Source organism: Planotetraspora mira (assembly GCF_016863275.1).
Classification (GTDB): Bacteria; Actinomycetota; Actinomycetes; order Streptosporangiales; family Streptosporangiaceae; genus Planotetraspora; species Planotetraspora mira.
On record NZ_BOOO01000052.1, the window covers coordinates 1 to 23777 of the forward strand.

19 protein-coding genes are annotated in these 23777 nt (G+C 69.5%); 8 read left to right on the forward strand and 11 right to left on the reverse strand.

Annotation, left to right across the window (positions count from 1 at the left end; all coding sequences use genetic code 11):
- Positions 1 to 153: 153 nt before the first annotated feature.
- Positions 154 to 1341, reverse strand: coding sequence for an ROK family transcriptional regulator (locus tag Pmi06nite_RS39215; RefSeq protein WP_239095493.1), 1188 nt, complete (start codon positions 1339 to 1341; stop codon positions 154 to 156).
- Positions 1342 to 1533: 192 nt separating this feature from the next.
- On the opposite strand from Pmi06nite_RS39215, the gene Pmi06nite_RS39220 reads away from it, so the two are divergent.
- A complete protein-coding gene (locus Pmi06nite_RS39220; RefSeq protein ID WP_203958322.1) occupies positions 1534 to 2277 on the forward strand; it encodes an HAD family hydrolase in 744 nt (247 codons plus the stop codon).
- Entirely contained in the window at positions 2274 to 4640 is a 2367-nt protein-coding gene (locus tag Pmi06nite_RS39225; protein ID WP_203958323.1) for a glycoside hydrolase family 65 protein, read from the forward strand. The genes Pmi06nite_RS39220 and Pmi06nite_RS39225 overlap by 4 nt, the downstream gene beginning before the upstream one ends.
- A 173-nt stretch (positions 4641 to 4813) precedes the next feature.
- Here Pmi06nite_RS39225 and Pmi06nite_RS39230 read toward each other — a convergent pair whose 3' ends face one another.
- Positions 4814 to 5710, reverse strand: coding sequence for an SDR family oxidoreductase (locus tag Pmi06nite_RS39230; RefSeq protein ID WP_203958324.1), 897 nt, complete (start codon positions 5708 to 5710; stop codon positions 4814 to 4816).
- 211 nt (positions 5711 to 5921) lie between these two features.
- Here Pmi06nite_RS39230 and Pmi06nite_RS39235 point away from each other — a divergent pair, with 211 nt between their 5' ends.
- Positions 5922 to 6980, forward strand: coding sequence for an NAD(P)H-dependent amine dehydrogenase family protein (locus Pmi06nite_RS39235; RefSeq protein WP_203958325.1), 1059 nt, complete (start codon positions 5922 to 5924; stop codon positions 6978 to 6980).
- Positions 6981 to 7021: 41 nt separating this feature from the next.
- Here Pmi06nite_RS39235 and Pmi06nite_RS39240 read toward each other — a convergent pair whose 3' ends face one another.
- The 6 genes from Pmi06nite_RS39240 to Pmi06nite_RS39265 all read right to left on the reverse strand — a co-directional run bounded on the left by Pmi06nite_RS39240 (position 7022) and on the right by Pmi06nite_RS39265 (position 13299).
- Positions 7022 to 7669, reverse strand: coding sequence for a flavin reductase family protein (locus Pmi06nite_RS39240; RefSeq protein ID WP_308442564.1), 648 nt, complete (start codon positions 7667 to 7669; stop codon positions 7022 to 7024).
- Between the two features lie 73 nt (positions 7670 to 7742).
- Positions 7743 to 8351 (reverse strand): NADPH-dependent FMN reductase, encoded by a 609-nt coding sequence (locus Pmi06nite_RS39245; protein WP_203958326.1) that lies wholly within the window; start codon positions 8349 to 8351, stop codon positions 7743 to 7745.
- A gap of 52 nt (positions 8352 to 8403) precedes the next feature.
- A complete protein-coding gene (locus tag Pmi06nite_RS39250) occupies positions 8404 to 9780 on the reverse strand; it encodes an LLM class flavin-dependent oxidoreductase (RefSeq protein WP_275409654.1) in 1377 nt (458 codons plus the stop codon).
- A 187-nt stretch (positions 9781 to 9967) separates the two neighbouring features.
- Positions 9968 to 11044, reverse strand: a complete 1077-nt coding sequence (locus Pmi06nite_RS39255) for an MBL fold metallo-hydrolase (RefSeq protein ID WP_203958327.1) — start codon at positions 11042 to 11044, stop codon at positions 9968 to 9970.
- Between the two features lie 53 nt (positions 11045 to 11097).
- Entirely contained in the window at positions 11098 to 12384 is a 1287-nt protein-coding gene (locus Pmi06nite_RS39260) for an MFS transporter (RefSeq protein ID WP_203958328.1), read from the reverse strand.
- 354 nt (positions 12385 to 12738) lie between these two features.
- Complete coding sequence (locus tag Pmi06nite_RS39265) at positions 12739 to 13299, reverse strand: winged helix-turn-helix domain-containing protein (RefSeq protein ID WP_203958329.1); 561 nt, start codon at positions 13297 to 13299, stop codon at positions 12739 to 12741.
- Positions 13300 to 13386: 87 nt separating this feature from the next.
- Here Pmi06nite_RS39265 and Pmi06nite_RS39270 point away from each other — a divergent pair, with 87 nt between their 5' ends.
- The 5 genes from Pmi06nite_RS39270 (at position 13387) to Pmi06nite_RS39290 (ending at position 20027) form a co-directional block, all read left to right on the forward strand.
- A complete protein-coding gene (locus Pmi06nite_RS39270) occupies positions 13387 to 14028 on the forward strand; it encodes a B3/B4 domain-containing protein (protein ID WP_239114512.1) in 642 nt (213 codons plus the stop codon).
- Between the two features lie 312 nt (positions 14029 to 14340).
- Positions 14341 to 18042, forward strand: coding sequence for a multifunctional oxoglutarate decarboxylase/oxoglutarate dehydrogenase thiamine pyrophosphate-binding subunit/dihydrolipoyllysine-residue succinyltransferase subunit (locus Pmi06nite_RS39275; RefSeq protein WP_203958331.1), 3702 nt, complete (start codon positions 14341 to 14343; stop codon positions 18040 to 18042).
- A gap of 73 nt (positions 18043 to 18115) precedes the next feature.
- Complete coding sequence (locus tag Pmi06nite_RS39280) at positions 18116 to 18289, forward strand: DUF6104 family protein (RefSeq protein ID WP_203887975.1); 174 nt, start codon at positions 18116 to 18118, stop codon at positions 18287 to 18289.
- A 128-nt stretch (positions 18290 to 18417) separates the two neighbouring features.
- Positions 18418 to 19239: a DUF4097 family beta strand repeat-containing protein gene (locus Pmi06nite_RS39285; RefSeq protein WP_203958332.1), complete on the forward strand. Its 822-nt coding sequence runs from the start codon at positions 18418 to 18420 to the stop codon at positions 19237 to 19239.
- On the forward strand, positions 19236 to 20027 hold the full coding sequence (locus Pmi06nite_RS39290; protein WP_203958333.1) for a PadR family transcriptional regulator: 792 nt from the start codon (positions 19236 to 19238) through the stop codon (positions 20025 to 20027). Before Pmi06nite_RS39285 ends, Pmi06nite_RS39290 begins: the two co-directional genes overlap by 4 nt.
- Positions 20028 to 20231: 204 nt before the next feature.
- Here Pmi06nite_RS39290 and Pmi06nite_RS39295 read toward each other — a convergent pair whose 3' ends face one another.
- From Pmi06nite_RS39295 to Pmi06nite_RS39305, 3 genes are all read right to left on the reverse strand, one after another.
- A complete protein-coding gene (locus Pmi06nite_RS39295; RefSeq protein WP_203958334.1) occupies positions 20232 to 21194 on the reverse strand; it encodes a zinc-binding dehydrogenase in 963 nt (320 codons plus the stop codon).
- A 56-nt stretch (positions 21195 to 21250) separates the two neighbouring features.
- Positions 21251 to 21958, reverse strand: coding sequence for an SSI family serine proteinase inhibitor (locus tag Pmi06nite_RS39300; protein WP_203958335.1), 708 nt, complete (start codon positions 21956 to 21958; stop codon positions 21251 to 21253).
- A 155-nt stretch (positions 21959 to 22113) separates the two neighbouring features.
- Positions 22114 to 23466, reverse strand: a complete 1353-nt coding sequence (locus Pmi06nite_RS39305; RefSeq protein WP_203958336.1) for an NsdA family TPR-like regulatory protein — start codon at positions 23464 to 23466, stop codon at positions 22114 to 22116.
- Positions 23467 to 23777: the final 311 nt, after the last annotated feature.

The window sequence follows — 23777 nt, forward strand, 5'->3', positions numbered from 1 at the left end:
CGAGGACGGACGGGGAAGCGGAACGGGCCGCTTCGGGGGGACGTTCGCCGGCGCCGGGCGTGGCGATCGGGTCGACCTCGGTCATCGCGCGCTCCTGGGGGAAGACGGGGGGTTCGTCGGCCATGCGGCTCTCCTGGGGGGTGGCTCGACGGGTTATTTGGCCGAGTAGACGTGGTCGCTGATGAGACGGGCGGCCCCGACGACGCCCGCGATCTCCCCGAGTTCGGACAGCACGATGGGCATGTTGCCCGTCGCCAGCGGCAGCGACCGGCGGTAGACCACGCTTCTGATCTCCGCGAGCAGGACGTGGCCGAGGCGGGCGACCCCGCCCCCGATGATCACCAGACCGGGGTTGAAGAAGCTGACCAGGCTGGCCAGCACCTGCCCGACCCGATGGCCGCCGTCGCGGATGAGCCTGATCGCCTCCGCGTCGCCCTGCGCCGCCGCGGCGGCCACGTCCTCGGCACGGAGCTCGCCGGTCGCGGCCAGCCGTTCCGCGAGGTACGGCGACCCGCCTCCGCGGGCGACGGCGGTGGCCTCCCTCGCCAAGGCCGCGCCGCCGAAGTAGGCCTCAAGGCAGCCGGAGTTGCCGCACGCGCAGACCGGTCCGAGATCGTCCACCCGGATGTGCCCGATGTCGCCCGCGCTTCCGGAGACGCCCCGGTAGATCTTGCCGTCGACCACGATGCCGCAGCCGACACCGGTGCCGATCTTCACCAGGAGGAAGTCGTCGACGTTGCGCGCCAGGCCGGCGTGCAACTCGCCGAGAGCCATGATGTTCACGTCGTTGTCGACCATCGCGGGACAGCCGAGCTCCTGCCCGATCGCCTCACGCACCGGGTAGCGGTCCCAGCCCGGCATGATCGGCGGCACCACCGGGACGCCCTCGGGGAAGCTCACCGGACCGGGGACTCCGATCCCCGCTCCGTGGAGCTGGCCGAACAGCCCGTTCTCACGGAACTTGCCCAGCAGCTCGACCGCCCGGTCGAGCACGACGGCGGGCCCCTCGCGGATGTCGCACGGCTCGCTGACGTGCCCGAGCACCTCGAGCTCACCGTTGGTGATCGCGACGTCGATCGACGTCGCCCCGATGTCGATCCCGGCGAAGCGCGTGTGAGGCGAGAGCCGTACCTTGCCCGACCGCCTGCCCCCTCGGGAGGCGGCGAGACCGGCGGACTCGACCAGGCCGAGCTCGATCAGCCTGTCCAGCTCCACGTTGAGCTTGGAGCGTGACAGGTCGACCACGTCCGCGAGTTCGGCGCGCGAACGGCCGCCCTCTCGGAGAAGCCTCAGAAGGGTCGCTTGGTGCACGTTCTCCGGCCGCATGGTGCTCCGCTTCACAACGCGCCTCCGCGTCAAGGTGATTGCGGCGAAGGTACCTCCCGCCCCCTCCTGAGGGGAAGGTCTTTTATCGATCTGATGCAATCTTTCGCTTAAATCGGCAAAAGTTCGGATGCGCGTGCGCTTCCGGGTTGGGTAGAGATCCGAGGAGAAAGGCCTTCTATTTCCGGAATGTCGTGCTCAGGAGGTCTGATGCTGGGGTTGCCTGACGGAGTCCGCGGCTGCCTGTTCGACATGGACGGAGTGCTGACCCGGACGGCCACCGTCCACGCGGCCGCCTGGAAGCGGGCGTTCGACGAATTCCTCCGGACGTGGGCCGACCGGACGGGGACGCCCTTCACGCCGTTCGACGAGGTGGCCGATTACGACAGCTACGTCGACGGCAAGAAGCGACTCGACGGCACCAGGTCGTTCCTGGCCTCCAGAGGGATCGACCTCCCCGAGGGCGACCCCGGCGACCCGCCGGACGCCCTGACGGTCAACGGCGTCAGCAACCACAAGAACGCACTCGTGCAGAGCGTCCTCGATGAGAAGGGCGTCGAGGTCTTCGAGGGATCGGTGCGCTACGTCCGCGCGGTCCGCGAGGCCGGGCTGAAGACGGCGGTCGTCTCGTCGAGCGCCAACACCGCCCGAGTCCTGGCCGCCGCCGGCATCGCCGACCTGTTCGAGGCGCGGATCGACGGCGCCGTCGCCCAGACACGAGATCTCGCCGGCAAACCCGCACCGGACATGTACGTCGCGGGAGCACAGGCTCTCGGCTTGAAGCCCTCGGAGGCGGCCGTCTTCGAGGACGCCCTCGCCGGAGTGGAGGCGGGCAGGGCCGGCCGGTTCGCCCTGGTCGTCGGCGTCGACCGGGCCGGACAGGCCGGCGCGTTGCGCGAACACGGTGCGGACACCGTCGTCACCGACCTCGCCGACCTCCTGGAGGGTCGATGATCCAGCATCCCGCCTTCACCGTGGAGCCGTGGTGGATCCGCGAGTGCCGTCTGCACCTCGACGTGCTGCCGCAGACCGAGTCGGTGTTCGCGCTGTCCAACGGGCACATCGGCCTGCGCGGCAACCTCGACGAGGGCGAGCCGCACGGCCTGCCGGGCACCTACCTCAACTCCGTCTACGAGTTGCGGCCCCTGCCGTACGCCGAGGCCGGCTACGGCTACCCCGAGTCCGGGCAGACCGTGGTCAACGTCACCAACGGCAAGCTCATCCGGCTGCTCGTCGACGACGAGCCCTTCGACGTCCGGTACGGCACGCTGCACGAGCACGAGCGGGTGCTCGACCTCCGGGCGGGCACCCTCACCCGCACGGTCCACTGGACCTCTCCGGCGGGGGCCGAGGTCCGCATCAGGTCCATCCGGCTGGTGTCGTTCACCCACCGGGCGGTCGCCGCCGTCCACTACGAGGTCGAGGCCGTCGGGCAACCGCTGGGCGTGGTCGTCCAGTCCGAACTGGTGGCCAACGAGACCCTGCCCGGGATGGGCCGCGACCCGCGTGCCGCCGCCGCGCTCGAGGCGCCGCTGGTCCTGGAGGAGAACGCCTCCGGTACGTCCGGTGTGGCGGTCATGGTCCACTGCACCCGGGCCAGCAATCTGCGCGTGGCCGCCGCGATGCGGCACCAGATCGACGGCCCCACCGGGACGCGGGCCGAGGCCGACGGCGCCGACGACGTGAGCCGCCTGACGGTGGCGACCCAGCTCAAGCCTGGAGAGCGGCTGCGCCTGATCAAGCTGTTCGCCTATGGCTGGTCGGCTCAGCGTTCCCGCCCCGCCCTGCACGACCAGGTGGTCGCCGCCCTGGCCGCCGCCCGCCTCACCGGGTGGGACGGCCTGCTCGCCAAGCAGCGGAAGTATCTCGACGAGTTCTGGGCCGGTGCCGACGTGGAGGTCGAGGGCGACGCGGAGATACAGCAGGCCGTCCGCTTCGGGCTCTTCCACCTGCTCCAGGCGGGGGCGCGGCTGGAGCGGCGGCCGATACCGGGGAAGGGCCTCACGGGGTCCGGCTACGACGGGCACGCGTTCTGGGACACCGAGAGTTTCGTTCTGCCGGTGCTCACCTACACGCACCCCCGGTCGGCCGCGGACGCGTTGCAGTGGCGGGAGTCGATCCTGCCGCAGGCCGAGGAGCGCGCCGACCAACTGGGACTGCACGGAGCCGCGTTCCCCTGGCGGACCATCAACGGCGAGGAATGCTCGGGATACTGGCCGGCCGGCACCGCGGCGTTCCACGTCAACGCCGACATCGCCGACGCGGCCGTCCGGTACGTCGACGCCACCGAGGACATGGAGTTCGAGCGCGAGACCGGCATGCCGCTGCTCGTCGCCACCGCCCGGCTGTGGTGCAGCCTCGGCCACCACGACATCGAGGGCCACTACCGCATCGACGGCGTCACCGGCCCCGACGAGTACAGCGCGGTGGCCGACAACAACGTCTACACGAACCTCATGGCGCAGATGAACCTGCGCGCCGCCGCCGACGCGGCCGTCCGCCACGGCGACCGCGCCCAGGAACTCGGGGTCGGCCTGGAGGAGATCGCGATCTGGCGGGACGCCGCGTCCGCGATGTTCATCCCGTACGACACGCGGCTCGGCGTCCATCCCCAGAGCGAGGGGTTCACCCGGCACGCGGTCTGGGACTTCGAGGCGACCAAACCCGAGCAGTACCCGTTGTTGCTGAACTTCCCGTACTTCGACCTCTACCGGAAACAGGTGGTCAAGCAGGCCGACCTCGTGCTCGCGCTCCATTTGCGGGGCGACGCGTTCACACCCGAGGAGAAGGCCCGCGACTTCGCGTTCTACGAGCGCCTGACGGTCCGGGACTCGTCGTTGTCCGCGTGCACACAGGCCGTGCTCGCCGCCGAGGTCGGGCAACTTGAGCTCGCCTACGACTACCTCGGGGAGGCCGCGCTCATGGACCTCCACGACCTGGAGAAGAACACCAGGGACGGCGTCCACATGGCCTCACTCGCCGGGGCGTGGACGGCACTCGTGGCGGGCTTCGGCGGCATGCGCGCGGGCTCGGGCCGGATGCACTTCTCCCCGAGGCTGCCCGACGGCATCACCCGGCTCGCCTTCCGGATGCGTTACCGGGGCCGTCTGCTGCGGATCGACGTCACCGCGACCACGACGACCTACACGTTGGTGCACGGGCACTCGCTCACGCTGTCGCACCACGGTGAGGAGTTCTCCCTCGGCCGTGAGCCGGTCACGCGCACGACGCCCATCACCCCGGTCCCGGAGCAGAGGCTCCGCCAGCCGCCCGGCCGCGAACCACCCCCCCGCCACCCCGGCCCCACTTCCGCGTGATCATGCACAAGTTCGTGATCACGCCGTACGACCTGCACAGACCCTGGCCGTGATCATGCACAGGTTCGGCGCCACGCCGTACGACCTGCGAGAAGACCGAGCGTGATCATGCGCGGGGGCCGCGACCGGCGCCTGGACCCGCCCGGCGCCGGCCCCGGCATCGAGGACATGTCCTACAGCATGGCCTGCATGGACGCGGTGGCCTGCCGTCCCAGCGTGGTGGGCTGAAGGTGGGGCTCCTCCGTCATCACGGCGTCCCAGTTGTCGCGGATCGCCTCGATCGTGAGGTCGTCCGTACGCCAACCCGGGCCCTCGGCGACGAACACGCGCGCGACCCGGCCGCCGCCCACCGAGAACACCTCACCGGTCGTCTCGCAACTCTCGTGCGCGAGGAAGGCGACGAGCGGGCTGATCCGCTCCGGGGTGAGCTTGTCCTCGAGTTCGGCCGGGAACAGCGCCTCGGTCATCCGGGTCCAGGCGATCGGCGCGATCGCGTTCGCCCTGATGTTGGCGCGCGCGCCCTCGATGGCGACCGACTTGGTGAGGCCGACCAGGCCCATCTTCGCCGTCGAGTAGTTGACCTGGCCGAAGTTGCCGAACAGACCGGCGGGCGAGGAGGTGTTGACGACCCTCCCGTACGCCTGCTCCTTCATGTGCGGGAACGCCGCGCGGGTGACCAGGAACGAGCCGCGCACATGGACGGCCAGCACCGCGTCGAACTCCTCGACGCTCATCTTGCCCAGCGACTTGTCCCGCAGGATCCCGGCGTTGTTGACCACGATGTCCACCCGGCCGAAGGTGTCGATCGCGGCCTGGACGATCGCCTGGGCACCCTCGGGGGTGGCGACGTTGTCCCCGCTGGCGATGGCCTCGCCGCCGTTCTTGACGATCAACTCGGCCACGTCGGCGGCAGGACCGGAGGACGGGCCGGTGCCGTCGAGCGCGCCGCCGAGGTCGTTGACGACGACCTTGGCCCCCCGCTCCGCGAGCAGGAGCGCGTGCGAACGGCCGAGCCCGTGCCCTGCCCCCGTCACGACCGCCACCTGTCCGTCGAACCTGAGATCCGGCATGACGCCACCTTTCGGAGGAGAACAAGGTTCTAGTTGTCTGAACAATAGCTCTCCGGCCTGAAAGCGATAGCAGCCGGCGACAGATCACCGCGCATCGTGATCAATCCTGTGAATTTCTGCTATAGTTCTGGCCCCCGGACGGGCGTGGGTCAACGACGACACCCCTCCCAGCACGGCCCCCGCCCAGAGCTGACCTGGCTGGAGGCCACGCATGCCCTTAACTCCACCCCTGCGCGTGGTCCAGTGGGCCACCGGCGCAGTCGGGGGATACGCGCTGCGAAATGTGATCAATCGTCCGGAGTTCGAGCTGGCGGGAGCTCTCGTCTACGACCCCGACAAGGTCGGGCTCGACGCGGGAGAGTTGGTGGGCCTCGGCGCGGCGGGTGTCGTCTGCACCGACGACGTCGACCAGGTGCTGGCCACGGAGGCCGACTGCGTCCTCCACATGCCGCTTCCCGCGTCGTACTTCGGCGGTGACCCCGCGACCGACCTCGAGACGATCTGCGCGCTGTTGTCGTCGGGCAAGAACGTCATCACCACCACCGGATTCGTCTATCCCCAGGCGTACGGCCCCGGCGTGGTCGAGCGACTGGAGGCCGCGTGCGCCCGCGGCGGGACCTCCCTGCACGGGACGGGCATCAACCCCGGCTTCATGAGCGACCTGCTGCCGCTCGCGCTGACCGGGCTGTCCGACCGGCTCGACCACATCTACGTACGCGAGTCCTCGGACTACCGCGGCCATCCGTCCCGGCAGATCGTCACCGACCTGATCGGCTTCTCCCGCGCGCCCAAGGACTACGCGGAAGCGGTGCGCCCCTTCCGCGCCTACCAGCGGTCGCTGTTCGCCGAGAGCGTCCAGCTTGTGGCGTCCGCACTCGGCGTCGTGCTCGACGAGATCGAGGAGAGCGACGAGTTCGAACTGGCCACGGAGGAGTTCGAGATCGCGGCGGGCGTGGTGCGGCCCGGCACGGTCTGCGCGTCCCGGTGGGTCTTCACCGGCCTGGTGAAGAACATGCCGTTCATGACCGTCGAATGCGTCTACAAGGCCGACGCGGAGAAGGTGCCGCGGTGGGCCGCCCCCGGATTCGCCATCCACATCGAGGGCCGGCCCACCATGGCCATCACCATCGACGAGGTGGCGCACGGCCTGGCGGGAGCCGCCGCCCACGCGGTCAACTCGATCGCGGCCGTGTGCGCTGCGCCGGCCGGCATCCGGACGATCCTCGACCTGCCGCTCGCGACGGGACGCGGCACCGTCCGCCTGGCCTGACGATCGGGTGGGCCGCCCCCTCAGGCGGCCCACCCTCCGGATCAGTACGGCAGGAACCGCCCGAACCTGCCCTTGTGGTAGATCAGGGGACGCCCCGCCGAGCTCACACTGGTCGCGGTCACCAGGCCGACCACGAGGACGTGGTCGCCGACCTCGACCGTGTGGTGGGGACGGCAGATCAGGTGCGCCGACACGTCGTGCAGCAACGGCACGCCCTGCGGGCCGTCGCCCCACCTGGTCGGATGGGCGAAGCGGTCGATGTTCTTCTTCGCGAACCTGGCCGCGATGTCCGCCTGGTCGCCGGCGAGGACGTTCACCGCGAAGTGATCGGCCAGCCGCAACGACGGCCAGGTCGCCGACGACTGCGCGACGTAGAACGACACCAGCGGCGGCTCAAGGCTGACCGACGAGAACGAGGTGGCCGTCAATCCCACCGGCACGTCCTCCGGTCGCGCCGTGACCACCACCACTCCGGCGGCGTGGACGGCGAGCGCCCGGCGGAACTCGTCGCCGCCGACCGGTACGGCCTGCTCCGCGGACGATCCGTTCCCTGAATGGTCGACATCGCCGGACGACACGGGGTTCTCGGAAGCAACGAGGTTCTGGGAGGGCACGAGCTTCTCGGACGAAACGAGCCGGAGCGGCACCGGGACGGGAGCGTCCGGGGCCGAATCGTGCATGGCGGTCATCGCCGGGACCTCCGAGCCGGTCGCGCGCCCTCATCCGTCCCGACGAGTCCGTCCGTCGTGCTGATTGCGTCCGTCATGCTGAAACCTCCTGGCGGAACGACAGTCGCGGGGCCACCTGACCGGCCCAGCCGTCCAGCAGATCGTCGAGTTCCGGTACGGCCACGGCCCCGGAATCCGGCCCGAAATCACGCGGGACCACCGACTCCAGCACCACCAGCCCGGGCGTCGGCACGAAGGCGCCCAGTTCGACCAGCACGGGCCTCAGGTGAACCTCCACCGCGAGCGAGTGCTTGGGATCGCCCATGACCAGCAGCGGCAACGCCGCCTTCCCCGCCAGCGCCTGGTGGGGAAGCCTGTCGAGGAACACCTTGAGCAGTCCCGTGTAGGTCCCCTTGTAGGTGGGGCTGGCGACCACGAGGACCTCGGCGTCCAGGACCAGCTTCAGCGCCGACTCCACGCCCGGCCCGGGCTCGCGGGCCAGCAGGTGCGGCGCGAGAGCGGCCAGGTCCACCACGTCTGCGGAGCCGTCAGGACCGGGGCGCGTCCCCGCCGATGCGCCTCCGGCGTCTTCGTCGCCATGGACCTGTCGCAGTCGTTTCGCCACCGCCTCGGCGGCGCGTACCGCGATGGCGAGTGTCCGGGATCCTTCCCGTGGGTTCCCCACCAGCGTCACGATGCTCATCGCGTCCTCCTCAGTCGTGCGAGGGCCCTCGTGAGGCCCCACTGGTTCGCGGTCACGAGGTGACCGCCACAGTGCCGTCCGCGTTCTCAGGGGCGTTCCCACCTGCGATCTCACCGGCGGGGCCCAGGGCGTACCTGCTCGCGGGCCGGGGCAGGCCGTAGTTCTCCCTCAGCGTCCGGCCTTCGTACTCGTGCCGGAACAGGCCTCGGGCCTGGAGTTCCGGCACCACGTGGTCGACGAAGTCCTCGAGGCCGGACGGGAGGACAGGGGGCATGATGTTGAAACCGTCCGCCGCGCCGTTCTCGAACCACTCCTGGATCTGGTCGGCGATCTGCTCGGGGGTTCCGGCGACCACCCGGTGCCCGCGGCCGCCCGCGAGCCTGCCGATCAGCTCGCGGAGGCTGAGGCCCTCCCGCCGCGCCAGGTCGATCACGAGCTTGAGGCGGCTCTGCTGGCCTTCGGTCTCGACCGGCACCTGTGGCAGCGGCTCGTCCAGCGGATGCCCCGACAGGTCGACGCCGAGGATGTTGGACAGCTGGGCCACGCCGTATGCCGGGATGATGAGGTCCTCCAGTTCCTTCTCCAGCCGGAGCGCCTCCCGCTCGGTCGCGCCGAGGATGGGCGAGATGCCGGGGAGGATGACCACGTTCTCCGGCGGCCTGCCGTACCGGGCCGCCCGGGCCTTGATGTCGGCGTAGAACTCCTGCCCCTCCTCCAGCGTCTGCTGCGCGGTGAAGACGGCCTCGGCGTGACGGGCGGCGAAGTCCCTGCCGTCGTCGGACGAGCCCGCCTGGACCAGCAGCGGACGGCCCTGCGGCGGGCGCTGGATGTTGAGCGGGCCCTTCACCCGGAAGTGCGCGCCCGCGTGGTCGACCTGATGGATCTTGGCGATGTCGGCGTAGACGCCCGCGTCCCGGTCGCCGACCACCGCGTCGTCCTCCCAGCTGTCCCAGAGCCTGGTGGCGACCTCGAGGAACTCGGCGGCCCGCTCGTAGCGGTCCCGGTGGGCTGGCCGTTCGACGCCGAAGTTGTGCGCCTCGGCCTCGCCCGCCGAGGTCACGATGTTCCAGCCCGCCCTGCCACCGCTGATGTGGTCCAGCGAGGCGAACCTCCGGGCGACGTGGAAGGGCTCGTTGTACGTCGTCGAGACCGTCGCGATCAGGCCGACGTGGTCGGTCACGGCGGCGAGCGCCGACAACAGCGTCAGCGGCTCCAGCCCGCCGAGGGCGTTGTGCCGGACGTCGCCCTGCAACGCGAGGCCGTCGGCGAAGAACACCGAGTCGAGCCGGCCTCGCTCGGCGATCTGGGCGAGGTTCTGGAAGTGCCGGACGTCGGTGAGCCGCAGGGGGTCGGTGCGGGGATGACGCCAAGCCGCCTCATGGTGCCCCACACCCATCAGGAAGGCGTTGAGGTGCAGTTTCCTGGACAAGTGGTCCTCCACGTGGAAGAGCGTCGCTCCAGTGGGACCCGGAGCCGGTCCGATCGCGGGTTTCTCACCGAGATCGACACCGGCCGCCGACTGCGCGGCCGGCGTCCCCGCGAACGGGCCGGGCCAAGAACGTGTCCTGACTCATGCCGCTGACGCTAAACGCATCGGCGCACATAGTCAACATTTCCTACTTGGTTTGCATGGAATCTGCAGGCAGCCACAGGTCCGGCTCACCCGGGACCCTCGAGACCTGGCCGCGCGCCTCCAGCCAGACGAGATGGGCCAGCGTCTCGTTGTTGGCTCCGCGCCGCATGTGGGGCGGGATGGTCTCCCACGGCCTCGACCAGGTCAGCCGGGTCGCGAGATCCCAGCACGTGCTGCCGCCCGTCTCGGCGACGACGCGCTCGACCTCCGCCAGCCGCTCCTCGTGGTGGCTGATCACGTAGTCCACCCGCTCGCCCAGCTCGAGGAACCGGAACTCATGGGCCGGCAGCACCTCGTCCACGTCGAGCTTCCCGACGTTCCTGAGAGCGTCGAGATAGTCCGCGAGCGGGTTCGCCGTCGACTGGGGATGCACCGCCACCATCGGAGTGATCTTGGCCAGCACGTGGTCGCCGGAGAACAGCACCCGGCGATCGGGCTCCACGAAACAGAGATGGCCGGGCGAGTGCCCCGGGGTCCAGATGGCACGGAGGTCCCACCCGGGCAGGTCCAGCCGGTCGCCGTCCTCGATCAGGCGATCCGGCACGGCCATCGTCACGAAACTGCGCAGCATCATGGAGGCCCCGGCCAACTCCTGGGCCGTCATCTCCGGCACGCCGCATCGCAGCAGCAGGCTGCGCTCTCGGACGACCAACTCCTGGATCGCCGAGTCGTCGTAGCGCTCGCGGACCAGCCGGGCGTCTTCCGGATGCAGGCCGATCCAGGCCCCGGAGACCTCCCGGATGCGCCCGGCCAGGCCGTAATGATCTGGATGGATGTGAGTGACCAGCACCGCCTTGACATCGGTGATCTCATAGCCGGCGGTCCGCAGCCCGGCCGCGAGGGCGTCGTAGGCCTCGTCGGTGTTCCACCCGGCATCGATGATCACGACGCCGTCCGGGATCTCCAGCGCGTACACCAGGACGTACCGCAGCGGATTGATCGGAATCGGGACCGGGATCGACCATAATCCCGGCCGCACGCACTCGACCTCCGGGAGGACCCGGGCGAGCCATGCCGCGCGTTGTTCCTCGTTGGCCGCCGTCACGGTCGGCTTGCTCATCGGCCGCACCCCTTTCGCACCCCCCGATTCTGCCCTGTTACCCGAACAACGTTCTACTGGGGTTCCCGTACGGGCACCGGGACTTCGGCCCGCGCTGCGGGGAGCCGTACATAGAGGAGGGTCGCGGACAGTGCGATCACCGCGGTCACGGCCCAGACCCCACCCGCCCCCACCTGCGCCGAGAACGGAATCAGCACGAGCGACGAGAGCATCCCGCCGAACTGCAACTGGAGCGAGTCGACCGACATCACGGTCGCCCGTTGGGTCGAGACGATCCGCTGATGGATGAGCTCGTTCCTGAACAGCGAGCTGACGGCCAGACCGGTGAACAGCACGACATATGCGGCTCCGGCGGCGACCATCCCCGCCGCGCCGTCCAGCGCCACGGACGCCGCGAGAGCGCCCACGGACGCCGCCGTGAAGACGGTGGCCAGCATGACGGCCCGCATCGATCCCCCGACGGCCCTGGCGACCGCCGGAGCGATGGCACTGCCGACGGCGTTCGCCGCGAACCCGGCGGCGGCCACGATGGCGTAGATCGTGCCGGCCGTCTCGGGGCGGCCGGTGAGCGCGGCCAGGCGCCCGGGCGTCAGCAGTTCGATGGAGTTGAGCATCACGCCCGCGGCCACGGCGACGAGCAGCAGCCGCCCGAGGCCCCGGTCGCGTACGGCGAGCCGGAAACCTCCCCCGACGGTCACCGGCACGTCGCGTAAGACGTCGGCCAGGCGCGGCCGTACCGGCCTGGCCGGCTCCCGCATCACGAGGAGGGCCGTGAACAGCAGGATCAGGGCGGCGCCTCCGCCCGCCCATGCGGGCACGGCGAGCGACTCGCCGCTGACCAGCAGCGGAAGCACGCCGCCGGTCAGTGTCCCGATGGCGAGGGCGACGGAACCGGCGGCTCCGCCCGCCGCGAGACCGGGCTTGAGGTCGGCCGCCGGGCCTTCCATCGCGTGGAGCCTGTCGACGTACCAGGCCTGGGCCGGGCCACTGGACAACGCCCGCGCGACGCCCTTGAGCAGCGAGGCGATCAGGAACATCCAGACCGAACCCGCCAGCGCCGTCATGGTGAACCCCGCCACGCTGAAGACGGCCGAGGCGGCGAGGACGTTCCGCCGGCCGATGACGTCCGCCAGCCCGCCCGTGGGGAGTTCCAGGACGACGACGGTGACCGAGTAGGCGGCGGTTACCAGGCCGATCTGTGCGACGTCGAGCCCACGCACCGACATCAGCAGGACCATCGGCGCGATCATCAGCCCCGTCGGCAGCCAGGTGAGGAACTCCACCAGCGCATACCGCCCCCGCATCCCCTCGGGCGTGATCATGCTCACCTTCTTGATCATGGCCTCTCACCTGCCACGACTCCCGCCGTGATCATGCACACATTCGGCGATGTCCCGGCTGAGCAGCGGCTTCATGTTTCGTGATCATGCACACCTTCGGCGGCACGACCCCTGGTCTGCGGTTTCTTAGTTTGTGATCATGCACTTAGGCCGGGCGCCGGACCGGATTGCATGATCACGAAAGATGTCGGCGCAGGTCACGCGTGGTTTGGCCGAATGTGCGCATGATCACGTACGGCTTTCGCCCAGCTCACAGCACGTCCCGCCGAGCCTGTGCATGATCGCGCGCGGTCGAGGGCCAGCTCAGCGCCCCCATTCACGAACCTGTGCATGATCACGGGGAAAGGAGGCCGGTCAGGGGCGGGGGTGGGCGGCGAGGAAGACCGCCACGGGACGGGCGTCAGGAGCGTCCTTGTCCCGATCCGCCGCCTCCCGGAGCATGGCCCACATCCGCTCGGACAGCGAGGCCACCGACGCCGGCGACAGCCGTACGACGTCGTCGGACATCCCGGCGACCTCGATCCACTCCTTGCCCCAGGAGTCCCGATCCCGCTCGAACGCCTCCGCGGCGTCCGTCAGCACTTCGACCTGGCGGCGGCGCAAGAAGGCCGACGCCTCACTGCCCTCGGGGGTCGCCGCCATCTCGGCGTTGCTCCACGACGTCATCCGGTGGACGGCCCGCCATCGCCGCTCGCGGCGATCTCGCTGCTCCGTGTCCTCCTCGACGAAGCCGTACCGGGCGAGTTGCCTCAAGTGATAGCTCGTCGATCCCGAGCTCTCCCCGAACCGGGCCCCCAACTCGGTGGCCGTCGCGGGCCCGTAGAACCGCAGCGCTCCCAGCAGGCGCGTCCGGAGGGGATGAGCCACCGCCTTGAGCGTCCGCGGATCACTCACATGGAAGATCTCATCGCTCATGCCCGTGAGCCTAACTTCGCAAAGACATCATTGCAAACTTTTATTTGCAATGATGACGATCCGACACCCGGCCGTAGGCTGAACCACGTGATCGAGGAAATCCAGATAGACGAGGCGGTCCGACGCCTGCGTCCCGACTTCACCGTGCTCGCCATCTGCGCCTACGGCCTGAGCAACGGCCCGACGGACGACAGATCGCGCGAGTGGCTGGCGACCGCGGCCGCCGAGGCCGTGCCGACCGACCACGAGAAGGTCGAGGCGTGGCGCGCGGCCTATCGCGCCTTCGGCGCCAAGCCCCAGCGGACCCGGCCGTCGGTCGACGCCCTCGTCCGCCGGATGCCGCTCCCGGAGATCAACCTGGTCGTCGACGCCTACAACGCCGTGTCCGTACGGCACGGCCTGCCGATCGGCGGGGAGGATCTGCGCCGCTACGACGGGGCCGCCCGCCTCATCCGCGCCGCAGGCGACGAGCCGTCCGAGGAGGCACTCGGCGACCCGGAGATCGGCGAGGTCGTCTGGCGTGACGACACGGGCGTCACCTGCCGGAGGTGGAACTGGCGGCAGTGCGTCCGCACCCGGATCACCGAGGAGACCGTGGACGCCCTGTTCCTCCTCGAACGGCTCGAGCCGCTCTCATCGGACGAACTGGCCGCCGCCGGAGACGAGCTTTCCGGACTGCTCTCCGCGATCACTCCGGACGTCCGGATCGAGAGCCGGCTGATCAGCTGAACCTCCGCGACCCGAATCCTCCCACCGAGGCCCCGGCAGAACCGGCCTGCACGAAACATCACGATCGGGCGGGCCGGATCATCAGAATGTAATCATTTCGGCTGAAAACACCCGTCCCGGCCGAGACATGGCCATTCAGTAAGCACGGCCTCACCACCCAGACGGACTACTCGCGCCTGACCTCTTTGATCGATCCTGGGACGATGGGCCAGGACCTGGGCCCCGACAGGCGCACCACACTGTCCGGGGCGAGTAGCCTTGGACAGGTTCTAAAACAACAACGCCCATCTGCGGAAGAAGGCGGTTTCCGCCGTGTCGTCTGAGTCGTCGCGGACAAACCCACTGGCAAGCTTCGGACAAAACGAATGGCTTGTCGACGAGCTATACCAGAAGTACCTCGAGGATCCCGAGTCTGTGGACAAGGCCTGGTGGCACTTCTTCGCTGACTACAACGGGACGGGAAAGGCCTCTCCAACGGCTACCGCCGCGCCTTCCCCGGCTCCCGCCGCGAACGGGGCGGCGGCCGCCGCGACCGCCCCGGCCCCACCAGCGGCGACCCCGACCCCGGCGCCCCAGGCAGCACCGGCCGCGCCGGCGCAGGCCAAGGCCGCTCCGGCCGAGAAGCCGAAGACCGCCGCACCCGTTCCGGCGGGCGCGACCGAGGAGAAGATCCGAGGCGCGGCGGCCCGCACGGCCCTCAACATGGAGGCCTCGCTGGCGGTGCCGACGGCGACGAGCGTGCGCGCGGTTCCCGCGAAGCTGCTGGTCGACAACCGGATCGTCATCAACAACCACCTGTCCCGCGGCCGCGGCGGCAAGATCTCCTTCACCCACCTGATCGGCTACGCGATCGTCCGGGCGCTGCACGCGATGCCCGAGATGAACCACTCCTACACGGAGGTGGACGGCAAGCCGATCCTGGTCAAGCCGGAGCACGTCGGCCTGGGCCTCGCCATCGACGTGCAGAAGAGCGACGGCACCCGCCAGCTCCTCGTGCCGTCGATCAAGGCGGCGGAGACGCTGGACTTCCGCCAGTTCTGGGTGGCCTACGAGGACATCGTCCGCAAGGCCCGTGCCGGGAAGCTCGGAGTCGACGACTTCCAGGGCACCACGATCTCGCTGACCAACCCCGGCACCATCGGAACGGTGCATTCGGTGCCGCGTCTGATGCCGGGCCAGGGCACGATCATCGGCGTCGGGGCGATGGAATACCCGGCGGAGTACCAGGGCGCCTCCGCGGAGACGCTCTCGCGCCTGGCCATCAGCAAGGTCATGACGCTGACCTCCACCTACGACCACCGGATCATCCAGGGCGCCCAGTCGGGTGACTTCCTGCGACGGATCCACCAGCTCCTGCTCGGCGCCGACGGTTTCTACGACGAGATCTTCGAGTCGCTGCGCATCCCCTACGAGCCGGTCCGCTGGGTCCCCGACATCTCGGCCACCCACGACGACGACGTGGCCAAGTCCGCCCGCGTGCTGGAGCTCATCCACGCCTACCGGGTCCGCGGCCACCTCATGGCCGACACCGACCCGCTGGACTACCACCAGCGCAAGCACCCCGACCTCGACATCAAGTCCCACGGCCTGACCTTGTGGGACCTCGAGCGCGAGTTCGCGACCGGTGGTTTCGGCGGCCGCCCGCTGATGAAGCTGCGCGACATCCTCGGCGTCCTGCGTGACACGTACTGCCGGACGGTCGGCATCGAGTACATGCACATCCAGAACCCCGAGGAGCGGGCCTGGATCCAGGCGCGGGTGGAGAAGCCGCACGCCAAGTCCGACCGCGAGGAGCAGCTCAACATCCTGCGCCGGCTCAACACGGCCGAGGCCTTCGAGACCTTCCTGCAGACCAAGTACGTCGGCCAGAAGCGCTTCTCCCTGGAGGGCGGCGAGTCCCTGATCCCGCTGCTCGACTCGGTGATCAGCGAGGCCGCCCGCGAGCAGCTCGACGAGGTCGTCATCGGGATGTCCCACCGCGGCCGGCTCAACGTGCTGGCCAACATCGTGGGCAAGTCCTACGGCCAGGTGTTCGGCGAGTTCGAGGGCAACATCGACCCGCGCAGCGCGCACGGCTCGGGCGACGTGAAGTACCACCTGGGCGCGGGCGGCGACTTCGTGGCCCCCGACGGCTCCAAGATCAGCACATCCGTCGTGGCGAACCCGTCGCACCTGGAGGCCGTCGACCCCGTCACCGAGGGCGTGGTCCGGGCCAAGCAGGACCTGCTCGAGCGCGGCGAGGAGGGCTTCACCGTCCTCCCCGTGCTCGTCCATGGTGACGCCGCCTTCGCGGGCCAGGGCGTGGTCGCCGAGACCCTGCACCTGTCCCAGCTGCGCGGCTACCGCACCGGCGGCACCATCCACATCGTGGTCAACAACCAGGTCGGCTTCACGACGAGCCCGGCGAGCTCCCGCTCCTCGGTCTACGCCACCGACGTCGCCCGGATGATCCAGGCGCCGATCTTCCACGTGAACGGCGACGACCCCGAGGCCGTCGTCCGCGTCGGCAGGCTCGCCTACGAATACCGCAAGTCGTTCCTCAAGGACGTCGTCATCGACCTCGTCTGCTACCGCCGCCGCGGGCACAACGAGACCGACAACCCGGCGTTCACCCAGCCGCTGATGTACGACCTCATCGACGCGAAGAGGTCCACGCGCAAGCTCTACACCGAGGCGCTCATCGGCCGGGGCGACATCACGGTCGAGGAGGCCGAGCAGGCCCTCCGCGACTACCAGGAGCAGCTGGAGCGGGCCTTCACCGAGACCCGTGAGGCCACCAAGCGGCCGCTCGAGCCGGGCTCGGTCGTCGCGCCGCAGCCCGACGAGCTGATCCCGTGGTCGCACGAGGACACCCCGACGGCGATCTCGGAGGAGACGGTCAAGCGGGTCATCGAGACCCAGCTCAGCCTGCCCGAGGGCTTCACCGTCCACCCGCGCCTCGCGCCGGTGCTGCAGCGTCGCGGCGCCATGGTGGCCGACAACACCATCGACTGGGCGACGGGCGAGGCTCTGGCCTTCGGCGCGCTGCTCATCGACGGGCACCCGGTGCGGCTGGTCGGCCAGGACTCCCGTCGTGGCACGTTCGGCCAGCGGCACGCCGTGATCGTCGACCGGGTGACCGGCGAGGAGCACACTCCGCTCAAGGCCTTCAACCACGGCACCACGAAGTTCTACGTCTACGACTCGCTGCTCAGCGAGTTCGCGGCGATGGGCTTCGAGTACGGCTACAGCGTGGTCAGGCCGGACGCCCTGGTGGCCTGGGAGGCCCAGTTCGGCGACTTCGCCAACGGCGCCCAGTCGATCATCGACGAGTTCATCTCGTCGGGTGAGCAGAAGTGGGGCCAGCGTTCGTCGGTCGTGCTGCTGCTGCCGCACGGCTACGAGGGCCAGGGCCCGGACCACTCCTCGGCCCGCATCGAGCGGTTCCTGCAGCTGTGCGCGCTGGACAACATGACGGTGGCCCAGCCGACCACGCCGGCGAACTACTTCCACCTGCTGCGCTGGCAGGTCCTGTCCAACCGGCGCAAGCCGCTGATCGTGTTCACGCCCAAGTCGCTGCTGCGCCTCAAGGCCGCCGCGTCGGCGGCGGCGGACTTCACGTCCGGCTCCTTCCAGCCGGTCTTCGGCGACAGCGCGGTCGACCCTTCGGCCGTCCGCAAGGTCGTGATCTCCTCGGGCAGGATCTACTACGACCTGCTGTCCGCCCGGACCAAGGCCGGCCGGAACGACGTGGCGCTGGTTCGCCTGGAGCGGATCTACCCGTTCCCGGAGAACCCGCTCAAGGCCGAACTGGCTCGCTACGGCAGCGACATCGAGGTCATCTGGGCTCAGGACGAGCCGGTCAACATGGGCCCGTGGCCGTACCTCGCGCTCAAGACGACCGAGCGGCCCGACCTGCTCGGGGGGCACACCCTGCGCCGGGTCTCCCGTACACCCAACTCCTCACCGGCCACCGGCTCGCACTCCAAGCACGACAGCGAGCTGGCCGACCTGATCGACGGCATCTTCGGCTAGTCCGAAGGCGTACGCACACGGAAGTCCCCCACGGTTTCACTGTGGGGGACTTCCCCGTAATTGGAGCAACACCATGTACTTCACGGACAGGGGCATCGAGGAGCTCGTCGACCGGCGCGGCGACGAGGAGGTCAGCGTGAGCTGGCTGGCCGAGCGGCTGCGCGAGTTCGTCGACCTCAACCCGGAGTTCGAGATCCCCGTCGAACGGCTGGCCACCTGGCTGGCCCGGCTCGACGAGGACGACTGAACAGGCGACAGAAACGCGATACATCTTGACTTTCCCACAACGCGACATATCGTGTTTAGAGACAGCACTACTGCCGGCCTCATGACGTCCCCCTGAGATCGGCGACCTCGCGTTGGAAGGGCCGTGCAATGCCCCATTGGACGATCGAGAAGCCCGAACAGCTCACGTTCGCCCCTGTCAGTCAATTGAGCGTCCGCATCGTGGCCGGACGGCTGGCAGTGCTCGCCAGTGACGGGCCGCCCAGTCTCGAGGTGACAGACATCGGCACGCCACCCCTGCTGGTCACCCACGAGGACGACGGCCGGCTCGTCGTCACCTACAAAGACCTGACCTGGGACGGAATCCTCGGCTGGCTCCGTCCCGGCTCGCGGAACACGACGCTCACGCTCACCGTGCCGAAGGACTGCCCGGTGCAGGTCGGCGTGATCTCCGCGTCCGCCGTGGTGGCCGGCTTCGAGGGGCGGACGAACGTCAAGAGCGTCTCCGGCGACATCGTCCTCGACGGCGTGAGCGGCGACGTCCACGCCGAGACGGTCTCCGGATCGGTGGAGAGCCGCGGGCTCGCGGGCGATCTGTCCTTCAGCAGCATCTCCGGCGACCTGACCGTCGCCGCGGGGGTGCCGCACCGCCTGCGCGCCAACACCGTCTCCGGCCGGATCACCACCGATCTGGAGCTCACCCCCACCGGCGACGTCACGCTGAACAGCGTGTCCGGCTCCATGGTCGTACGGCTCCAGCAGACGGTGGACAGCGACGTGTCCATGCGCTCGAGTTCCGGCAGGGTCGAGTCGGCCTTCCCCGAACTCGACAATCAGAAGCGCCCGGGAGTGAGGTCGCTCACGGGACGGCTCGGCGGCGGCATGGCCCGCATGTCGGCCAACACGGTGTCCGGCGACGTCACCCTGCTGAGCAGGCAGTCCGGCGGCACAACGAACGAGGAGAGAGCATGAGCCCGGTGTTCGGCCACGGACGGCTCCGGCTGTACCTGCTGAAGCTCCTTGAGGAGAGTCCGCGGCACGGCTATGAGGTGATCCGGCTTCTGCAGGACCGCTTCCTCGGCGTCTACTCCCCCTCACCCGGCACGATCTATCCGCGCCTGGCGAGGCTGGAGGAGGAAGGCCTGGTCACCCACGAGGTCGTGGAGGGCAAGAAGGTCTTCACCCTGACCGATCGAGGCAGAAACGAGCTCAACGAGCGGATGGACGAGCTCGCCGAGCTGGAGCGGGAGATCACCGCATCCGTCCAGGACATCGCGCGTGAGGTCAAGGAGGACGTACGGCAGACCGTGCGCTCCCTCCGCCAGGAGCTCACCCAGATGGCCAGGGACATCAACCACGACTCCGCCGGCGAATCCCGGCGCTCACACTCGCACGAGTCCCGCGACGCCTGGCGCGAGCAGAAGGAAGAGTGGAAGCGCCAGCGTCAGCAGGCGAGGGACGAATGGCGTCAGCACAAGGACGAGTGGCGCCACCAGCGCCAGCAGTGGCGGAACGAGGCCGATCGCTGGCAGCGTGAGTGGCGCCGCACCTGGGAGGAGGCCTGGTCGATCACCGGCCGGTCCTTCGCCAGGCAGGGCGGGCTCGCCCACGACGCCGAGCTGGGACGGGCGCTGGCCGACTTCATCGGGCGGGTCCGCCAGGAGGCCGGCGAGGGCATGCTCACCGACGAGACCGTGGCGGAGTGCCAGGTCATCCTCGACGAGGCGGCGGCCCGCATCCGCGACGTCCTTCGCCCCTAATCACTCTGCACGTGGAAGGGGGCGACGATGAGTCCGTACGGCTGGCGCGACCCGTTCCTCCGGCAACCACCTCCGCCACGGCGTGAGGCTCCGCCGGAGGACCACCCTGATCCCTGCGAACCAGGCGGCCGGTGCCCGGACGCGCTCGCCACCGGCGGACGCGAGTAGCGAACGCACGCGAGTGGCGAGCACGCCGGGCGAGGATCACACGGTGAAGACGATCTTTCCGAAGATGTCGCCCCGGTGCATCGCGGCGAACCCGTCCTCGGCCTGGGCCAGCGGGAGCACGCGGTCGATCACCGGCCGCACTCCGGTCTGCTCCAGGAAGACGGCGAGCCTCGCGAGCTGATCCCGGGTCCCCATCGTGGAACCGATGATCGACTTCTGCAGGAAGAACACCTGAGCCAACTGCGTGGGGGCCACCATCCCGCTCGTGGCTCCGCTGATGACGATCTTGCCGCCGGGACGAAGCGAGCTCATCGAGTGCGCCCAGGTCGCCTCGCCCACGGTCTCCATGACGGCGTCGACCCGCTCGGGCAGGCGGGCTCCGGTCTCGAAGACCCGGTCGGCGCCGAGTTCGAGGGCCCTGGCCCGCTTCTCCTCCGAACGGCTCGTCGCCCACATCCGGAACCCTCCGGCCCGCCCTAGCGCGATGAGAGCGGTGGCCACACCGCCTCCCGCTCCCTGGACGAGGACCGTCGAGCCGGGCTGGAGCGCCGCCTTGTCGAAGAGCATGCGGTAGGCCGTCAGCCATGCGGTGGGCAGGCAGGCCGCCTCCTCGAACGTGATCGCGGCGGGCTTGGGCACCACGTTGCCCGCGGGAACGGTCACCTTCTCCGCGAACGTTCCGTCGTAGGTCTCCGACAGGAGCGAGCGCCGCGGGTCGAGGGTCTCGTCCCCGTTGACCGGGGTGCCGATCACCGAATGAACGATGACCTCGTCGCCGTTCTCGTCCACGCCCGCGGCGTCGCACCCGAGGATGATGGGCAGGCGATCCTGGCTGACGCCCACCCCCTTGAGCGTCCACAGGTCGTGGTGGTTCAGCGCGGTGGCCTTGACGGTGATCGTCGTCCAGCCCTCGGGGACCGTCGGCTCGGGCCGGTCACCTAGCGTCAGTCCCTTGAGAGGGTTGTCCGGGTCTGTCTGTGTAGCGGTCACGGCGAACATGCCCGAACATTACTCTGCCCGCCCGGCCGGATCACGGCCCACCGCGGCCGGCGCGATCAGATGTCGAAGATGGTGCCGGTGGCCGAGTGCATCTCACAGGCGTTGCCGAAGGTGTGCTTGAAGTCGACGTAGCGACCGTCCCAGATCCCGTTGGCGGTCACCGTGACCGGGCTGAACATCATGGGGCAGAAGGTGTTCTGGCTCGGCTTGAGCTGGGTCAGGTCGCCCTTCACCCCGTTCACGACGACGCACGCCTCATCCCGCTCGCGCAGGCCCCCGGACGTCGCCGGGCAGTTCAGGACCGCGTAGCGCTCCGGCCTGGACGTCTCCCCGGCGGCGTAGGTAAGGATCAGCGCCCGCGTGCGGGTCGCGATGGGACGGATCTTCGTGACCCGATTGGTCACAGCCGACGGAGCGGCCGCCGCTACGCCCGGAACCGCCTGAGTCGCGGGAGTGCCCGGAGGCGCCGGAGCAACCCCCGGGACCGCCTGAGCGCCCGAAGCGCCCGGAGCCGCGGCAGCCACGCCCGGAGCAGCGTGCGCGGTGTGAGCACCCGATGCCGCTGAAACCCCCTGAGCAGCCGGCGCGACCGGAGCCGCAGCAGCCACGCCCGGAGCAGCCTGATCGGCCGGATTGACCTTGGCGACCGGAGTGGTCGCCGTCACGCCGGCCGGTTGCGGCGGTGGCGGCAACGTTCCGGCGAAGGCGGCCGTGGGGCCCGCGGCGATGGCCGTACCGGCCAGCAGAACAAGAAGTGGCTTCATGTCGATCCCCCGAGTGTCGGATGGCCGTCAGCCTCTCCGGCGGACCGCTCCCGCTCAAGCCTCCACTCCGCCTGCTTGGGTAAATCTGGCAACTCGTTAACTCCCCTACCAGGCGAAAGCGGGCCTCCCGGATGCCTGCTCTGGAGCCCGGGTCGTCACACGGGGACGCCGTTGCGGCCGAGCAGGTCCGCCACTTGCGGCTCTCCGGCGTACGGCTCGAGTCGCTTGCGTAAGTCGTCGACGTACGACCTGGTCCGTACGGACTGGAGACTCCTGGCGAGGTCGAACGCGGAGCCGGCCGCCATGCACGCCTCCTCCAGGTCGCCCTGCTGCACCAGCGCGGACGCCAGGAGCGAAAGGTTGAACATCCGGCCCCGCACGAACCGGCCGTCCATCCGCAGCGACCGCCGCGCATGCCGTACGGCCGCCGCCCCGTCACCGAGGTCGCGCAGGCAGTGGGCCGACTTGGCCGCGAGATAGGCCTCGTCGAAGTAGGCGATCCATCGGGGCTCGTCCTGCGGCGAGCGCCGGTCGAAGGCCTTGTCCGCCTCGTGCAGCGAGGCGGCGCACGACGGGCCGTCGCCGAGTTGGGCGAACGCGTGCGCCTCCTGCACGTGGGCCTCGGCCAGCAGGGAGAAGATCCCCGACCGGGTGGCCGCCATCGTGGCCGCCCGCGCGAGGTCGAGGCCGTGACGGGGCTGCCCGATGTAGAGGGCCTGGTGGCTCATGCCCGCGAGTATCTCCCCGCCGAGACCGTGGTCGCCCGCGCCGCGGGCCAGCCCGAGCGCCTGGATCAGATAACGCTGGGCCAGGCCGTGCTGCTCGAGGTCGTAGGCCATCCAGCCGGCGAGCCGGGTGAGCTCGGCCGCCGCGGTGGCGAGCGCGCGTCCGGTGGCCTCGCCGTACGAGCCGTTCTGCAGGAGAGGCGCGACCGCCGTATCGAGATATTTCACGACCGGTCCGCGAATGCTGCCGCCGCCGAACCGGTTGTCCAGCTCACTGAACGAACGCGTGACCTCATGGATCGCGGTCACGTCGGAGACGCCCACCCTGCGCGGGCCGTTCGCGGAGAGTCGGTCCTGCGCCGGGACCGTCAGCCAGCGGGCGATCCCGGCGGAGCCCGCTCCCAGAGCGAAGGTGGAATCGAGCAGGAACCTGCGCCGCTCGACATCGGCCTTCCACAGTGCTGTCACGCCTGCCACGCCCTCCTCCCACGAATGGGGGAACTCCTGTCCGAGATCGAGAGGGACTGCTCCGCGTGGCATGCCGATGTCCTCCATGGACACCGGCCTCCCGAGCCGCAGCGAAAAGATCTCCGCCAGCAGGCCGGGAACCGGATCGCGTGGGCGCTGGCCACCCGCCCAGCGCAGCACCGAACCATGGTCATATCTCATCCCGGTCAGCCCGCGGGCGGAGCCGAGATCGTTCAGCCGGCTCGCCAGCCCCTTGCGGGACAGGCCCGCTTCGGCCAGGTGCTGCTGGAGCAGCCGGTTGGGTTCGCGTCGCATCGCTCTCCTCACCCAGGACAGGCATAGCCGATAGGTAACGGAGAGCTCTCTTTATAGCACGTAGCGTGAAACCCCCAAGGGATTCCCAAGTTTCCACGTGCCATCCAGACGAAAAGCCCCGAGTCGGGATCGCGCATACGGAGATGCATGATCGCGACTCGAGGCTTCGCAGGTCAGGCCACATGCACACGAATCCGTGCATGATCACGAACGGGGTCTCCGCAGGTCACATGTCATACACCCGAAGGTGTGCATGATCACGCCGAGAAGGTGCGCAGGTCGTACGGCACATGCACGAAGGTGTGCATGAT

Coding starts and splice junctions, on each gene's coding strand:
- Pmi06nite_RS39290 (WP_203958333.1), top strand. CDS start 19,236: ATGAGCCCGGTGTTCGGCCACGGACGGCTCCGGCTGTACCTGCTGAAG.
- Pmi06nite_RS39245 (WP_203958326.1), bottom strand. CDS start 8,351: ATGAGCATCGTGACGCTGGTGGGGAACCCACGGGAAGGATCCCGGACA.
- Pmi06nite_RS39280 (WP_203887975.1), top strand. CDS start 18,116: ATGTACTTCACGGACAGGGGCATCGAGGAGCTCGTCGACCGGCGCGGC.
- Pmi06nite_RS39225 (WP_203958323.1), top strand. CDS start 2,274: ATGATCCAGCATCCCGCCTTCACCGTGGAGCCGTGGTGGATCCGCGAG.
- Pmi06nite_RS39265 (WP_203958329.1), bottom strand. CDS start 13,299: ATGAGCGATGAGATCTTCCATGTGAGTGATCCGCGGACGCTCAAGGCG.
- Pmi06nite_RS39220 (WP_203958322.1), top strand. CDS start 1,534: ATGCTGGGGTTGCCTGACGGAGTCCGCGGCTGCCTGTTCGACATGGAC.
- Pmi06nite_RS39260 (WP_203958328.1), bottom strand. CDS start 12,384: ATGATCAAGAAGGTGAGCATGATCACGCCCGAGGGGATGCGGGGGCGG.
- Pmi06nite_RS39255 (WP_203958327.1), bottom strand. CDS start 11,044: ATGAGCAAGCCGACCGTGACGGCGGCCAACGAGGAACAACGCGCGGCA.
- Pmi06nite_RS39235 (WP_203958325.1), top strand. CDS start 5,922: ATGCCCTTAACTCCACCCCTGCGCGTGGTCCAGTGGGCCACCGGCGCA.
- Pmi06nite_RS39305 (WP_203958336.1), bottom strand. CDS start 23,466: ATGCGACGCGAACCCAACCGGCTGCTCCAGCAGCACCTGGCCGAAGCG.
- Pmi06nite_RS39240 (WP_308442564.1), bottom strand. CDS start 7,669: ATGACCGCCATGCACGATTCGGCCCCGGACGCTCCCGTCCCGGTGCCG.
- Pmi06nite_RS39285 (WP_203958332.1), top strand. CDS start 18,418: ATGCCCCATTGGACGATCGAGAAGCCCGAACAGCTCACGTTCGCCCCT.
- Pmi06nite_RS39300 (WP_203958335.1), bottom strand. CDS start 21,958: ATGAAGCCACTTCTTGTTCTGCTGGCCGGTACGGCCATCGCCGCGGGC.
- Pmi06nite_RS39295 (WP_203958334.1), bottom strand. CDS start 21,194: ATGTTCGCCGTGACCGCTACACAGACAGACCCGGACAACCCTCTCAAG.
- Pmi06nite_RS39230 (WP_203958324.1), bottom strand. CDS start 5,710: ATGCCGGATCTCAGGTTCGACGGACAGGTGGCGGTCGTGACGGGGGCA.